This is a genomic window from Albirhodobacter sp. R86504, from assembly GCF_042466415.1.
In the GTDB taxonomy this organism is placed as follows: Bacteria; Pseudomonadota; Alphaproteobacteria; order Rhodobacterales; family Rhodobacteraceae; genus Albirhodobacter.
In genome coordinates this window covers 2,011,933-2,026,846 of sequence record NZ_JAXHCH010000002.1, presented here as the reverse complement: position 1 = coordinate 2,026,846, position 14,914 = coordinate 2,011,933, and the positions used below count along the sequence as shown (strand labels likewise).

The following is a 14,914-nucleotide window of genomic DNA, read 5'->3' as shown; positions in this document are numbered from 1 at the left end:
ACGTGTTTTCAGCTATCAACCGATCGCGGCCGCCTTAACGTCCTCGTCGATGAACGGGACGTATTGTGCGAAGTTGTCGCAGAACATGCCGACAAGTTTCGCCGCTTGCGCATCATATGCTGCCTTGTCTGTCCAGGTATCGCGCGGGTTGAGCAAGGTATCGTCAACACCTTCGACAGAGACCGGCACATCGAATCCGAAGTTCGGATCTTTGCGGAACTCTGCAGTGTTGAGCGAACCGTCAAGCGCCGCGGTCAGCAGGGCACGGGTTGCCTTGATCGGCATGCGTTTCCCAGTACCGAACGCGCCGCCGGTCCAACCGGTGTTGACCAACCAGCACGACGATCCAAACTCTGCGATCTTGGCTTGCAAGAGCTTGCCGTAGACCTCTGGCCGACGCGGCATGAAAGGCGCGCCAAAGCATGTTGAGAATGTCGGCGTGGGCTCAACGATTCCGACTTCCGTTCCCGGTGTTTTCGACGTGAAACCGGATAGGAAATGATACATCGCTTGCGCAGGAGTCAGCCTCGAGATCGGGGGCAAGACACCGTAAGCGTCGCACGTGAGCATGATGATATTCTTCGGGTGACCGCCAAGCGAGCTTTCCGAGGCGTTCGAGATGTAATCAAGCGGGTAGGCGCAACGCATATTGTCGGTTATCGAATTGTCTTCGAAATCGAGTTCCAGCGTGTCTGCATCGAACACCATGTTCTCAACAACAGTGCCGAATTTCGAGCATGTCGCGTAGATCTCCGGCTCGGCCTCAGCATTGAGGTTGATGGTTTTCGCGTAGCAGCCACCCTCGAAGTTGAATGTCCCGCGATCTGACCAGCCGTGCTCGTCATCACCGATCAGGATGCGCGACGGGTCCGCCGAGAGCGTCGTCTTACCGGTGCCCGAAAGACCGAAGAAAATCGCCGTGTCGTCTTCGTTGCCAATGGCGTGGTTGGCGGAGCAATGCATCGCCATCACACCCTTGCCGGGCAGGATGTAGTTGAGAAGCGTGAAGACGGATTTCTTGTTCTCGCCCGCATAAGCGGTGTTTGCGATCAGGATCAGCTTCTTCTCGAAGTTCATCGCGATCACGGTCTCCGACCGACAGCCGTGACGCGACGGATCTGCTTTAAACGTCGGGCAGTTGATGATCGTGAAATCTTGTTGGAATGCCTCTAGCTCTGACGCTTCTGGACGGCGCAGCATGTGACGGATGAAGAGGCCGTGCCACGCGAGCTCGGTTACCACCCGCACGTCAAGGCGTTCTTCGGCATCGGCACCTGCATAGAGGTCTTGGACGAAGTAATCCTTGCCCTTCATGTGCGCGATCATATCGGTGTGCAGGATGTCGAAATGGTCAGGCGACATCGGGGCATTGTTATCCCACCAGATGCTGTCTTCGACGCCGGGCGTGCGCACAACGAATTTATCCTTGGGCGACCGTCCCGTATGGGATCCGGTGGTGCAATAGAAAGCGCCCCCTTTGCCCAGTGTTCCCTCGCCGCGCTGCAAAGCGCTTTCGACGAGGGCGGGCTCGATCAGGTTATAATAGACATTGCCCAGACCGGAAATGCCCTGATCTTCAAGGCGGTTCGTCGGGTTCACACGTCCAATGCTCATCTTGTAAGCTCCTGATGCCGTCATGCGGCGTCTATTTTAGGATTCCTCCCGGCATCCCGGGCCTTGGGATACCGACCGGGTCGATTTCGACGTCCCGATAAGGGGGTATAACATGACGTTTTCATGATGGGCTACCCTACCTAACCCCTGTTAGCGCAACCACTTTTCGGGTTAGCGCAACCAAATGAACCAGATGCTCAGAGGTGCGGCAAATTAGTCGAACTTCTGCTTTTTTCGCACGGATGATTCGGTGCCGCCCTGTGATTCGCACATCAAGGTTGATTCCCCGCGCGCGAAAGGCGACAATCGCCGAAAAATAACGAATGTGTTGTGGGGTACAAACGATGTCGAGAATCGCGTTGGTCGATGATGACCGCAATATTCTAACTTCAGTTTCAATGACGCTTGAGGCTGAAGGCTTCGAGGTTGAGACTTATAATGACGGGCAATCAGCGTTGGATGCGTTCAACAAGCGCCTGCCCGACATGGCCGTTTTGGACATCAAAATGCCGCGCATGGATGGCATGGACCTGCTGCAGCGTCTGCGCCAGAAAACGACGATGCCCGTGATTTTCCTGACGTCGAAAGATGACGAGATTGACGAGGTTTTGGGCCTTCGGATGGGCGCCGATGACTACGTCAAGAAGCCGTTTTCCCAACGCCTACTCGTCGAGCGCATCCGGTCGTTGTTGCGTCGCCAAGATGCGATTACGACAGGCGAAGTCGCGACGACCGAGGATACGAAAGTCATGGTCCGCGGGGCGCTTTCGATGGACCCTCTGCGCCATTCGGTGACGTGGAAGGGGAATGAGGTCACTTTGACGGTGACAGAGTTCTTGTTACTGCAAGCGCTTGCGACTCGCCCTGGCTTCGTGAAATCGCGGGACCAGTTGATGGATGTGGCCTACGACGATCAAGTCTATGTCGATGACCGCACAATCGACAGCCATATCAAACGCCTTCGCAAGAAAATGCGGACTGCGGATGACGAGTTTTCAGCCATCGAGACACTCTATGGCATCGGCTATCGTTACAACGAAGAATGACTATCGCGTCGGGGATCGGAGTGGGTAAGGCAAAGCCGCCTAGAACAGATGTGGTCCTCGGAGAGGATTGGATCGCGCCCGAAAGCGCGGTTGACAATGAGTTGCGCGAGGGACGTTCTCGGCGGGGGGTGATTTCGCTCAACTCGTCGCCGCTCGCGCGCAAGATCATCATGTTTAACTTGATCGCGATGATTATTATGGTGGCGGGTGTCCTCTACCTCAACCCGTTCCGCGATAGCCTCGTGCTTCAGCGCGAAGCCGCGATCGCGACCGAGGCGCAGCTTCTGGCGGACGTATTTGAGGCGCGGATGCCCAAAGAGGCGCCCGTAAATCTTGCGGTGGGCGACGGGCTGGATGTCGCGGATGTTTTGTCGGGAATTGAGCTTCCGATCGGGGCAGAGTTGTTCGTCTTTGATACGACGGGCGCTTTGGTTGCTTCCAGCGCCTCCGTGCCGACTGCTGCGCCTGAGGCTGTCAACGGATTGAATTCCGATCATCGTTCAACCTTGATCACCGATGCGCTCGGGCGGCTTTGGGACGGGCTCGCGATGCTTCTCAACCGCGCGCCAAGCGGAGACTCCACGGTTGATACCCGCGGAATTGCCGATGCCGTGGTGCGATCCCTTTCGCCAGATGTCACGCAAGTCGAAACCAGTCGTGACGTGAATGGCGCGATGATTTTCGCGGTCGGCACAGGGCTTTATCAAAACGGGTCTCAGGTCGGGCGGATTGCTCTTACATCGGCTGCGGGCGAAATCGACCAGCTCGTGCGCGTTGAGCGTGAGCAGGTATTGCAGATGTTCGTCATTGCGATCATCGTTTCCATCGGCTTGTCGCTCGTTCTGGCGTCGACAATCGCCAATCCGTTGTCAGATTTGGCGGCAGCTGCCGAAATCGGGCGCGATAAGAATGCTCGCAAAATGTCGCCCTCGCGCGTTCGCATTCCCGATTTAACAGCGCGGCCTGACGAGATTGGGCGATTGTCCGGCGCGATGCGGGGCATGGTCGCGGCGCTTTACGACCGGATCGATGCAAATGAACAATTCGCGGCGGATGTCGCCCATGAGATCAAAAACCCCCTTGCCTCAATGCGCTCTGCGGTGGCTTCGCTTCATATTGTGAAGCGGGAGGATCACCGAGCGCGATTGCTGGAAGTGATCGATCATGATGTGCGGCGGCTCGATCGGCTGGTGTCCGACATCTCGAATGCATCACGTCTGGACAGTGAGCTGGTGCGCGAAGAAGAAGAAGCGTTTGATCTGATCAAGACGCTCTCGAACCTTGCAGAATACCTTGGCCAGCAAGCAACGGCGAAACAAGTTGAGTTTATCACCGACCTTCCTCAGCGCCCGATCGAGATCCTCGGTCTGGAAGGGCGTCTAGCGCAGGTTTTCGTGAACCTGATCACCAATGCAATTTCCTTCTGCGAGGAGGGGGATGCCGTACGGATTTGGGCGCGTAAACGTGAGAACCGTGTTTTGATCGTGGTAGAGGATACAGGCCCCGGCATTCCGGAGGAGGCTTTGGGTAAGGTCTTCAAGCGGTTTTATTCAGAGCGGCCGGAGGGCCAGTTCGGGGATCACTCGGGCCTTGGCTTAGCCATCTCAAAGCAGATCGTTGAGGCGCACGGTGGCGTGATCTGGGCCGAGAATATCCGCCCCACGGATGCCGACATCACATCGGAGCCTTTGGGTGCGCGCTTTGTCGTGGGGCTGCCGGTTTAACCTATGTCGATGGCGTCAAAGCCTCCTCTATCCGATCCGCGTACCATTCACGCTTCGACAGTCGCGCTCAACGGGCGCGGCTGTCTTATTTTGGGGCCCTCGGGCACGGGTAAATCAACCCTCGCTTTGCAGTTGATGGCGCATGGCGCGGTTTTGGTTGCTGACGATCAGACTACGCTTGTCGCGCGCGACGGCGCGCTGATTGCGTCGGCGCCGCCTGTGCTGCAAGGCAAGATCGAGGCGCGAGGCATCGGACTCTTACGCGCGCAGTTCTTGAGTGAGGCGCCGCTGCATCTGGCCGTTGATCTGGGGCGTCCCGAACCTGATCGCTATCCGTCTGCGCATCTTTGGAGTGCCGAAAATATCGCTTTGCCTCTTGTGCTCGCGGGCGGCTCTGCGCAGGCTTGGCTAGGGATTCTGCAGTATTTGAAGGAGGGGCGAGACATATGACCGAAGTTGAGCACCCTCACGCGAAGGACTCGGCGCAAGATGATGCGCAAGCTGATCCATCCCAAAGCCAGCGTGTTGTGCTCGTCACGGGGCCATCGGGAGCGGGACGATCCACGACGATCTCGACGCTGGAAGATCTTGGATATGAAACGATAGACAATTTGCCATTGTCGCTCGTGCCGCGGCTTTTGTCTTCGCCTCTCGGACAGCCGCTGGCGTTGGGGATTGATGTCAGAAATCGCGAGTTTTCCGCTGCGGGTTTGATCGAGATGATTGATCGCCTCACACGGGAACCTGCGATCACACTGGAAGTTCTCTATCTTGATTGTGCGGCTGATGTTTTGGTCCGGCGTTATTCAGAGACGCGCCGGCGCCATCCGCTCTCGATCGATAGCCCTTTGGTTGGTATCGCACAAGAATTGGATATGCTCGCGCCAATCCGGCAGCGCGCGGACGTTCTGATCGATACCTCGGCGATGACGGTGCATGACTGTCGGGCGGAAGTGACGCGATGGTTTTCGCGGATGCATGTGCCACAGATGTCGGTGTCGTTGCATTCGTTTTCCTACAAACGTGGGACGCCGCGCGGGATCGACATCATGTTTGATTGCCGTTTCCTGTCTAACCCGCACTGGAACGCGGATCTGCGCCCGATGGACGGGCGTGATGCGGCCGTTCAGGCCTATATCGCACGTGATGAACGCTTCACTGGCTTCGTCGATCACGTGCACGGCTTGCTGCAATTTGTATTGCCGGCGCATCTGGAGGAGGGCAAAAGCCACCTCTCGATCGGCTTCGGCTGTACAGGAGGGCAACACCGCTCCGTTGCCTTGACAGAAATCATGTCCAATCTGCTTGCAGAGGGCGGCTGGCACGTGTCTAAAAGACATCGTGAACTGGAGCGGCGGGGCCTCGTCTCGCATGGCAATGTGACAGGGAAAGACGCTTGATCGGAATCGTGATCGTTGCACATGGCGGGCTCGCGCGAGAATATCTCGCAGCGATTGAGCATGTTGTTGGGCCGCAAAGTGGTATCCGCGCCATAACTATGGAAGCGGACCATGACCGTCAGTCGAAGCAGGCGGAAATCTGCATCGCGGCGGATGCGGTGGACAGTGGCGACGGGGTTGTCGTGGTGACCGATATCTTCGGTGGCTCGCCCTCGAACCTGTCTTTGATGGCCTGTGAAGCTGCGAACCGCGAGATTATTTACGGCGCCAATCTCCCGCTATTGATCAAGCTTGCCAAATCGCGCTCGCTCGACGTGCAATCGGCCGTGGGGGCCGCGTTGGAAGCAGGGCGCAAATACATCAACAGCTATTCGATCCCCACCGGAGGATATAAATGACCGACCCGATGGAGCTTGAGATCGTCAACGTCAAAGGATTGCACGCACGCGCCTCGGCCAAGTTTGTCGAGGTAGTCGAGCAGTTCGAGGCGCAAGCGCATGTCGAGAAAGACGGGATGCGCGTCACCGGCGATTCTATCATGGGGTTGTTAATGTTGGCTGCCTCAAAAGGCACATCTATTCTGGTAACCTGCACAGGCCCCGACGACGAAGCTTTGGCGCAGGCGCTGCGTGAACTCGTTGCAAACCGGTTCGGCGAAGATATGTGATCGGCTAGGGGGGCCACGGCCCCCCGTTTACAAATCTCTATGTCCGCGCTTACCGCGTCGGAACCGGCGTTTCGCCGCGATAGTCGTAGAAGCCACGACCCGTTTTGCGTCCCAACCAGCCGGCCTCAACATATTTGGTCAGAAGCGGACACGGACGGTATTTCGTATCCGCCAATCCATCGTGCAGCACGTTCATGATGGCAAGGCAGGTGTCCAGACCAATGAAATCTGCGAGCTCGAGTGGCCCCATCGGGTGGTTCGCGCCGAGCTTCATTGATTCGTCGATTGATCGCACGTTTCCAACGCCCTCATAAAGCGTATAGACCGCCTCGTTGATCATGGGCATCAAGATCCGGTTGACGATAAAGGCAGGAAAGTCTTCCGCACTCGCCGCGGTTTTCCCAAGCTTTTCAACGACCTCATGGAGGGATTTGTAGGTCGCCTCATCTGTCGCGATGCCGCGGATCAACTCGACCAACTGCATGATCGGAACAGGGTTCATGAAATGGAACCCCATGAATTTTTCGGGACGATCGGTGCGCGAGGCAAGGCGCGTGATTGAAATCGACGAAGTATTCGAAGTCAGGATCGTTTCCGGCTTAAGGTGTGGCAACAAACTATCGAAGATCTTTTGCTTTACCTCTTCGCGCTCGGTTGCAGCCTCGATAATCAGATCGCATTGACCGAGATCTGTGAGGGTCAGCGTCGTCGAAATGCGGCCAAGCGCGCTATCGCGATCTGATTGGCTGATCTTTTCGCGCGACACTTGGCGATCAAGGTTCTTCTCGATCAGCTTTAGTGCGTTTGAAAGGCCTTCGGCGTTGATATCGTTGAGAAGAACGTCATATCCGGCCAATGCGAACACATGCGCAATACCGTTGCCCATCTGCCCCGCGCCGACGATCCCGACCGATTGAATGCCCATAGTGATCCCTTTCCACTGCTAAGCCAGACCATAAGCGGCAGGCTTAGGGCGGCGCAAGCTCTATGCGTCATCATCGAAATGGGCCCACAGTTGAATCGCATTTTTCCTTTAGCCAATTCGAAAGCCTTCATCGGCAAGGTGGGGGCGGGTGACTTTATTGAGAGGTGGGGCAATGGCTTTCGAGCATCAGGGCGCAGGCGCGCTCGATTACTATCCATGCCGATATGGCAAATCAAAATTACTCTTCCGCGGGCCTCAATGCGCGCTGGATCGACCTTACATCGCTGCCATCGGAGGCACGGAAACCTACGGTAAATTCGTGCAGGACCCGTGGCCCTATCTGATAGAGCAGGCTTTGGAGATGCCTGTTGCGAACCTTGGATATCTGAATGCGGGCGTGGATGTTTTCTTGAATGATGCCGAGGTCGGCAAGATGACCCGCAAAGCGCATGTGACGATTGTCCAAGTGCTGGGGGCACATAATATTTCAAACCGATTTTACGCTGTACATCCACGGCGGAATGATCGTTTCTTGCGCGCAAGCCAATTGATGCAGACGGTCTTCAATGAGATCGATTTTGCGGAGTTCAACTTTACGCGGCACATGCTTAAGACGTTGCAGCGACGCGCACCTGATCGATTTGAGGAGCTCGTGGTTGAGTTACGAAAGGCGTGGGTCTCGCGGATGCGCCTACTTCTCGCGTCGAGCAAAGGGGCGGTAATTCTCCTCGACATTCGGGATCACAGGCCACTTCCCCTTGATAGCGGCTTGGGCTGTGAGCCGTTGCTCGTGACCTCTCGCATGCTGGATGAGATCAAGGCGGGGGCAGATGCCTTGGTAACGGTGCGCCCCTCGTCTACGTCTCGGGCGGTCGGTACGGCAGGGATGCGTTTTGGACCACTGGAAGAACTCGCGGCGACGGAAATGCCGGGCCCGATGGTGCACCGAGAGATCGCGGATGCGCTGCTGCCGGTTGTGAAGCGGTTGATGGCGCAGCGGGGATAGTCAAAAAGATGGGGCGAGGAAACTCCCCGCCCCATCCAAATCTAAAGCTTTGCAACTGCGTCAGAGCTTGCCCGTGAGTTCCGGCACCGCTTCAAACAGATCTGCAACCAAGCCGTAATCAGCAACTTGGAAGATGGGTGCTTCCTCATCTTTGTTGATGGCGACAATGACTTTGGAGTCTTTCATGCCCGCCAAATGCTGGATCGCGCCAGAAATCCCGACGGCGATATAGAGGTCGGGCGCGACGACTTTACCAGTCTGGCCGACCTGCCAATCGTTCGGGGCATATCCGCTGTCGACGGCCGCGCGCGAGGCACCAACCGCGGCGCCGAGCTTGTCCGCGAGGCCTTCGATCAATGCGAAGTCATCTTCCGATCCAACACCGCGACCGCCGGACACCACGACTTTCGCCGAGGTCAATTCCGGACGATCCGATTCCGCGACTTTGTCTTCGATCCAGCTCGACAAACCTTTGTCAGCCACAACGGCCGCTGATTCAACAGTAGCAGAGCCGCCATCGCCAGCAGCCTCGAAGGAGGCTGTCCGGATCGTCATGACTTTAACTGAATCCGTCGACTTAACTGTCTGGATTGCGTTTCCTGCGTAGATCGGGCGCTCGAATGTGTCGCCATCGACCACGCCAGTCACGTCGGACAGGATCATGACATCAAGCAATGCGGCAATGCGCGGAAGGGCGTTTTTCGCAAAGGCGGTCGACGGTGCGACGATATGGGTAAACCCACCGGCCAAAGAGACGACAAGATCCGCAACCGGTTCGGCGAGGCCATGCGCATAGGCGGCATCATCCGCGGTCAGAACTTTGGCCACACCCTCCAGCGTGGCAGCCGCAGCGGCGGCTTCCTTGGTTTCGCCGCTCGCGACGAGCACGGTGACGGGGCCAAGGGCTTTCGCGGCCGTCAGCGCCTTCGCGGTCGCGTCAATCGCGAGCTCCGCACCGTTCATTTCTGCAATCAGGAGAACCGACATCAGATGACCCCCGCGTCTTTAAGTTTCGCCACAAGCTCATCTACCGAGCCGACTTTAATGCCTGCCGAGCGACCTGCGGGCTCGGTGGTTTTCACGACCGAGAGGCGCGGCGTTACATCAACGCCGTAATCGGCTGCGGTTTTCTCGTCGAGCGGCTTCTTCTTCGCCTTCATAATATTCGGAAGCGAAGCGTAGCGTGGCTCGTTGAGGCGCAAATCCGCAGTGATGATCGCGGGCAATTGGACCGAAATCGTCTGCAGGCCGCCATCGACTTCGCGGGTTACTTTTGCGGCGCCATCTGCAATTTCGACCTGCGACGCGAAGGTCGCTTGCGACCAACCCAACAGCGCGGAGAGCATCTGGCCCGTCGCGTTCATATCGTTATCAATCGCCTGCTTACCTGCGATGACGAGTCCGGGCTGTTCGTCTTGCACGACTTTCGCGAGCAACTTCGCGACCGCCAATGGCTCGATGTCATTGTGCACATCATCCGCCGCGACAATCAAAATCGCACGGTCTGCGCCCATCGCCAAAGCGGTCCGCAGGGTTTCCTGCGATTGCTTGACGCCGATTGACACAACGACGACTTCCTCGACAACGCCTTTTTCTTTCAGGCGGATCGCTTCTTCGACAGCGATTTCGTCGAACGGGTTCATCGACATTTTTACGTTGGCAAGATCGACCCCGCTGCCATCCGCTTTCACACGAACTTTCACATTATAGTCGATCACGCGCTTAACCGGTACCAAGACCTTCATTTGCGGTGTCTCCCTCGTTGTTTATGCCATCTACTTGAGGTGGCGGAACATGCTCTCGGTAATTTTGTTACAAGACGACGGCTCTCGGCGACAGAGTAAAATCGACACGTTTCTGGTAAGAGACGCCACGTTTAATGCTACTTGGCCGCGTCTTGTTAGCGATTTGCGCCGGGCACCCACAGGACGTCGGATCGGCCGTCGTCATTGGCGATGCGGGCTGCGCAGAAAAACCAATCCGATAGCCGGTTGAGATATTTGATCGCGTGCGGATTGACGTCTTCGTCGAGCGCCAATGCCGTTGCATCGCGTTCAGCGCGCCGCGCCACTGTGCGGGCGACATGTAAATACGCGGCAAGGGCGCTGCCACCTGGAAGGATGAACGAACGCAGCGGCTCAAGCCGTGCGATCATTGCGTCGATCTCGGTTTCGAGGCGTTCGGTTTGTGTTTCGACGACCCGCAGGACTGGGTAGCCGGCCTCGGAATCCTTATGCATGTCAGGGCGGGCGAGATCGGCGCCAAGATCGAAGAGATCATTTTGAATACGCTCGATTGCGGCGGCCGTGTCACCCTGTGCATGGAGGCGGGCAACGCCAAGCTGGGAATTTAGCTCGTCGACCGTTCCATAAGCCGAGACGCGCAGTGAATGTTTGGCGACACGCGATCCATCGGCAAGAGCGGTTTCGCCCTTATCACCGGTTTTTGTATAAATCTTGTTCAGAACAACCATGTTAGCTCCCTCCACGCAGCCAGACGAATAGCAAGATCATGACGATTGCGATGGCTTGCGCGATAATCCGCAGTCGCATGACTTTATTCGCGTGCTTTTTATTGAAATCGCCGCCTTTGGCGAAGCCTCCGATGCCGATCATCAGAATCACCAATACGGCAAGACAGGCGGCGGCGACGATATAAAAGAGTGGGTCGTTACGCATTGGAGTTCCTTATGTGCGTGAGACACTGCGCGAGACTATGCCACTTTGAGGCGCTAGGCCTTCGCCATGACCCAATCAAGAAGTCTCGGCGGCAAGATACGTCGCGAGAGTGCGGAAATCCATGTGGCTTTGGTCACATAATACCGTGCGCGCGGATTTGCCACGGTCAGGGCGATCAGGATTTTGTCGCTTACCGCGGAGGCAGGGAGTTGGAAGCGGTCGGGTTTGGAGCTCGGCTCGTAGAGGCGCTTGAGCAAACTCGCCTCGTATTGCGCGCGGCGAGCGGAGGCCTTCCAATCGATCCAGCGCTCGAAATGAGGGATCGAATTTACGCGGATGTTGGAGGGAATAGGGCCGGGCTCAATCAGAATGACCTTGATCGCTGTATCGCGCATTTCCAGCCGCAAAACATCCGTCAGCCCCTCGAGCGCGAATTTTGTCGCGACATAGGCGCCCCGCCAGCGGATGCCGACAAGCCCGAGAACCGACGAGCATTGTAAAATCCGTCCGTGCCCTTGTGCCCTCATCACTGGGATAATGAGGCGCGTCAGCTCTTGTAGGCCAAATAGATTAACCTCGAAGATCTCGCGCAACGCACCGGAAGGAAGATCCTCCACCGCGCCGGGGCAGGCGAATGCCGCATTATTGTAGAGGGCATCTAGCGTGCCCCCCGTGCGAGAGAGTGTCTCTTTGACGCCATCTTCGATTGAGGATTGCTTCGTCAGGTCGAGAGGGAAGCTCTCCAACCCTTCGGCCTCCAGCTTGGCGCAGTCGGCTGCGTCACGGCACGTTGCCAGAACACGCCATCCTTCGGCGTGCAATCTGCGCGCGGCGTCGAGGCCGATCCCTGACGAGCACCCCGTAATGAGGATGGATTTTTGTGTCATGTGCCCCTCGCTTTGTTCCCCTGCGGGATATTTGGTTGTCGGGGCGACGACAAGCGTTACTGCGTTGGCGGGGGCTGTTAAGATGGTGGCGCGGTTACTGAGTACGTTGAAGGAGGGAGGTGGCGATCCAGCCTTCAACGCCGTCGCCTTGGATCAGGACTTTCGCCCAACCCTCGCCGTTGTCAGCGATCAGCAAGACCTCCTCATCCTGCACGAGTTTTGTCAGGACTTCATCCGAAGTTGACGGGCCACCACGAACATTGACGCGCGAACCGGTCACCCGCCAAAACTCGGTTGTCTCCGAGTTGGCGATGGCTGGGGCAGGGTGACGCTCGATTGCAGCGACCTCCTGCAAGCCGACCAAGTCCATGACGGAGCGCTTCTCGGTCTGGGCGTGATTGGTTTCATCCTGATGCACATTGGAAGCCTGTGCGCTAACCGAGGCGGTATCACTCGTTCCGGCGGCAGCCATAGCTATGAAAATTACGACGCATAGGTTTAGGACCAGTTTCCACATGACAAACTCCATTACTCTTACAAAATGTTTAATGATCTAAGGGTGACGGAGGCTTCCCTGTACGTAAAGTGGCAATTCTTGCCAGTTTTGCGACAATTTCGGATAGTTTTCCCGCTGGACCGAGGCCGCGCCCCGATTTAAACACCTCCTATGACCGATCATGATCCCTCCGCCGCCACCCATTCCGAGCCGCTCGCGAAAGCCATTGGCGAGCGTTATCTGACCTATGCGCTCTCGACGATTATGCACCGCGCCTTGCCGGATGCGCGGGACGGGCTGAAACCTGTTCATCGCCGCATTCTTTATGCGATGCGCGAACTCAAGCTGTCGCCGTCTGGGGGCTTCCGTAAATCCGCAAAGATTTCGGGCGACGTGATGGGGAACTACCATCCGCATGGCGATGGCGCGATTTACGATGCGATGGCGCGTCTGGCGCAGGATTTTGCGATGCGCTACCCGCTCGTTGACGGGCAGGGGAACTTCGGGAATATCGATGGCGATAATCCGGCCGCGTCGCGGTATACCGAAGCGCGTTTGACAGCCGCTGCCGAGTTGTTGATGGAAGGCCTAGCCGAGAACGCGGTCGATTTTCGTCCGAACTACGACGGAACTCTGGACGAGCCTGCGGTCTTGCCCGCGGCATTTCCAAATCTTCTCGCCAACGGGTCCTCGGGGATTGCTGTTGGCATGGCTACCAACATCCCGCCGCATAATCTTGACGAGTTGATCGCGGGCTGCCTCGCGATGATCAAAAAGCCCGAGATTGAGGATGACGCGCTCGTTGATCTGATTCCCGGCCCTGATTTCCCAACCGGCGGTATGCTGGTCGAGCCGCGCGACTCCATCGCCGATAGCTACCGTACAGGGCGCGGCTCATTCCGCTTGCGCGCGCGGTGGGACGTCGAGGATCTGGGCCGTGGCCAGTGGCAGATTGTTGTCACCGAGATCCCCTATCAGGTCCAGAAATCCAAGCTGATCGAGCGTCTTGCTGAGTTGATCCAAACCAAAAAGGTGCCCGCCCTCGCGGATGTGCGCGACGAAAGCACCGAGGATGTCAGGATCATTTTGGAGCCGAAGGTGCGGACCATCGATCCTGAAATGCTGATCGGGATGCTGTATCGGAATTCCGATCTCGAAGTGCGTTTCTCATTGAACATGAACGTTCTGATCGACGGCCGCGTGCCAAAGGTCTGTTCGCTGAAGGAAGTGCTGCGCGCGTTCCTTGACCATCGCCGCGATGTTTTGTGCCGCCGCTCGATGCACCGTCTTGATAAGATTGCGCATCGTTTGGAAGTTCTGAACGGCTATATCACGGCCTATCTGAACCTCGACCGGGTGATCGAAATCATCCGTCACGAAGACGAACCCAAGCCCGCATTGATGGCGGAGAATTGGGCAGTAACCGACGGTGATCGTGTCTTCCTGACGGAAGTTCAAGCCGAAGCGATCCTGAACATGCGTCTGCGCAGCTTGCGGCGCCTTGAGGAGATGGAGCTTCGGAACGAACGTGACGCATTGATTGCCGAACGAGAGGATCTGACGTTCTTGTTGGCGTCCGAACCGGAGCAATGGAAGCGGATTTCCGTCCAGCTCAAAGATGTCCAAAAGCAGTTTGGCAAGGCTTCCAAAGGCGGCGCGCGGCGCACAGGCTTTGCCGAGGCGGGCGATGTCGAAGAGGTTCCGATCGAAGCGATGATCGAGCGCGAGCCGATTACGGTGATCTGCTCGAAAATGGGTTGGATCCGCGCGATGAAGGGTCATCAGGCGCTGGATGCGGAAGTGAAGTTTAAAGATGGCGATACCGGACGCTTTGTGTTCCACGCCGAGACAACCGATCGTATCTTGCTGATTGGATCGAACGGACGAGTCTATACATTGCTTGGCGCGAACTTGCCGGGCGGGCGGGGCATGGGCGAGCCGGTGCGTCTGATGGTCGACTTGCCCAACGAGGCCGACATCACTGATCTTGTCCTCTACCGTGCGGGCGAAAAATACCTGATGGCTTCGACGGACGGCGACGGGTTCGTGGCGCCCGCCGAGGAGCTTTTGGCGCAAACGCGAACGGGTAAGCAGGTTCTGAACGTGCGCGGCGAGGCCAAGGCAGCGGTCTGCCGGAAAGTTTCGGGGGACCATGTCGCGGTGGTCGGGCAAAATCGTAAGCTGTTGATCTTCCCGCTCGATGAGTTGCCGGAGATGGGTCGCGGCAAGGGTGTGCGCCTGCAGAAATATAAAGATGGCGGGCTCGTTGATGCCACGACTTTTGCTTTGGCGGATGGCTTGTCTTGGAAAGATCCGGCCGGTCGTACCAGAACCGAAATGGTTTTGGACGAATGGCTTGCCAAGCGCGCGGCGGCTGGGCGAATGGCCCCGCGAGGGTTTCCACGAGATAACAAGTTTAACTAGCTTGGGGATTTGAGGATCTAAAGGCGGCCAATCTGGCCGCCTTTAGA

16 protein-coding genes are annotated in these 14,914 nt (G+C 57.1%); 8 read left to right on the top strand and 8 right to left on the bottom strand.

Annotated elements, in window-relative coordinates; translation table 11 throughout:
• Positions 1–15: 15 nt before the first annotated feature.
• On the bottom strand, positions 16–1,614 hold the full coding sequence (locus tag SJY32_RS11745) for a phosphoenolpyruvate carboxykinase (protein ID WP_376875350.1): 1,599 nt from the start codon (positions 1,612–1,614) through the stop codon (positions 16–18).
• A 344-nt stretch (positions 1,615–1,958) separates the two neighbouring features.
• On the opposite strand from SJY32_RS11745, the gene SJY32_RS11740 reads away from it, so the two are divergent.
• Genes SJY32_RS11740 through SJY32_RS11715 form a run of 6 tightly spaced genes read left to right on the top strand, consistent with a single transcriptional unit; the run spans position 1,959 to position 6,451 of the window.
• Positions 1,959–2,660, top strand: a complete 702-nt coding sequence (locus SJY32_RS11740; protein ID WP_376875347.1) for a response regulator transcription factor — start codon at positions 1,959–1,961, stop codon at positions 2,658–2,660.
• Complete coding sequence (locus SJY32_RS11735; protein ID WP_376875344.1) at positions 2,657–4,384, top strand: sensor histidine kinase; 1,728 nt, start codon at positions 2,657–2,659, stop codon at positions 4,382–4,384. Before SJY32_RS11740 ends, SJY32_RS11735 begins: the two co-directional genes overlap by 4 nt.
• 3 nt (positions 4,385–4,387) lie before the next feature.
• Positions 4,388–4,834 (top strand): HPr kinase/phosphorylase, encoded by a 447-nt coding sequence (locus SJY32_RS11730; protein ID WP_376875341.1) that lies wholly within the window; start codon positions 4,388–4,390, stop codon positions 4,832–4,834.
• A complete protein-coding gene (rapZ, locus tag SJY32_RS11725; protein ID WP_376875338.1) occupies positions 4,831–5,784 on the top strand; it encodes an RNase adapter RapZ in 954 nt (317 codons plus the stop codon). Before SJY32_RS11730 ends, rapZ begins: the two co-directional genes overlap by 4 nt.
• Positions 5,781–6,182: a PTS sugar transporter subunit IIA gene (locus tag SJY32_RS11720; RefSeq protein ID WP_376875335.1), complete on the top strand. Its 402-nt coding sequence runs from the start codon at positions 5,781–5,783 to the stop codon at positions 6,180–6,182. Before rapZ ends, SJY32_RS11720 begins: the two co-directional genes overlap by 4 nt.
• Entirely contained in the window at positions 6,179–6,451 is a 273-nt protein-coding gene (locus SJY32_RS11715; RefSeq protein WP_376875332.1) for an HPr family phosphocarrier protein, read from the top strand. The genes SJY32_RS11720 and SJY32_RS11715 overlap by 4 nt, the downstream gene beginning before the upstream one ends.
• A gap of 49 nt (positions 6,452–6,500) precedes the next feature.
• Here SJY32_RS11715 and SJY32_RS11710 read toward each other — a convergent pair whose 3' ends face one another.
• Positions 6,501–7,376, bottom strand: a complete 876-nt coding sequence (locus tag SJY32_RS11710; RefSeq protein WP_376875329.1) for a 3-hydroxybutyryl-CoA dehydrogenase — start codon at positions 7,374–7,376, stop codon at positions 6,501–6,503.
• Positions 7,377–7,548: 172 nt separating this feature from the next.
• Here SJY32_RS11710 and SJY32_RS11705 point away from each other — a divergent pair, with 172 nt between their 5' ends.
• Positions 7,549–8,382, top strand: coding sequence for a DUF6473 family protein (locus SJY32_RS11705; RefSeq protein ID WP_376875326.1), 834 nt, complete (start codon positions 7,549–7,551; stop codon positions 8,380–8,382).
• A gap of 60 nt (positions 8,383–8,442) precedes the next feature.
• Here SJY32_RS11705 and SJY32_RS11700 read toward each other — a convergent pair whose 3' ends face one another.
• The 6 genes from SJY32_RS11700 to SJY32_RS11675 form a co-directional block, all read right to left on the bottom strand.
• Complete coding sequence (locus SJY32_RS11700) at positions 8,443–9,369, bottom strand: FAD-binding protein (protein ID WP_376875323.1); 927 nt, start codon at positions 9,367–9,369, stop codon at positions 8,443–8,445.
• Positions 9,369–10,127 carry an electron transfer flavoprotein subunit beta/FixA family protein gene (locus SJY32_RS11695; protein ID WP_376875320.1) on the bottom strand — a complete coding sequence of 253 codons (759 nt, stop codon included), beginning with the start codon at positions 10,125–10,127 and terminating at the stop codon, positions 9,369–9,371. Before SJY32_RS11695 ends, SJY32_RS11700 begins: the two co-directional genes overlap by 1 nt.
• A gap of 155 nt (positions 10,128–10,282) precedes the next feature.
• The gene (locus SJY32_RS11690) at positions 10,283–10,855 is read right to left on the bottom strand and encodes a cob(I)yrinic acid a,c-diamide adenosyltransferase (protein WP_376875317.1); all 573 of its coding nucleotides are present in this window, start codon (positions 10,853–10,855) and stop codon (positions 10,283–10,285) included.
• 1 nt (position 10,856) lies between these two features.
• Positions 10,857–11,060 carry a twin transmembrane helix small protein gene (locus SJY32_RS11685; RefSeq protein WP_376875314.1) on the bottom strand — a complete coding sequence of 68 codons (204 nt, stop codon included), beginning with the start codon at positions 11,058–11,060 and terminating at the stop codon, positions 10,857–10,859.
• A 53-nt stretch (positions 11,061–11,113) separates the two neighbouring features.
• Positions 11,114–11,947, bottom strand: coding sequence for an SDR family NAD(P)-dependent oxidoreductase (locus SJY32_RS11680; protein WP_376875311.1), 834 nt, complete (start codon positions 11,945–11,947; stop codon positions 11,114–11,116).
• A gap of 94 nt (positions 11,948–12,041) precedes the next feature.
• Positions 12,042–12,464 (bottom strand): SH3 domain-containing protein, encoded by a 423-nt coding sequence (locus SJY32_RS11675; RefSeq protein WP_376875308.1) that lies wholly within the window; start codon positions 12,462–12,464, stop codon positions 12,042–12,044.
• Positions 12,465–12,614: 150 nt separating this feature from the next.
• On the opposite strand from SJY32_RS11675, the gene parC reads away from it, so the two are divergent.
• Positions 12,615–14,867, top strand: a complete 2,253-nt coding sequence (gene parC, locus SJY32_RS11670) for a DNA topoisomerase IV subunit A (RefSeq protein WP_376875305.1) — start codon at positions 12,615–12,617, stop codon at positions 14,865–14,867.
• The last annotated feature ends 47 nt before the right edge of the window (positions 14,868–14,914 follow it).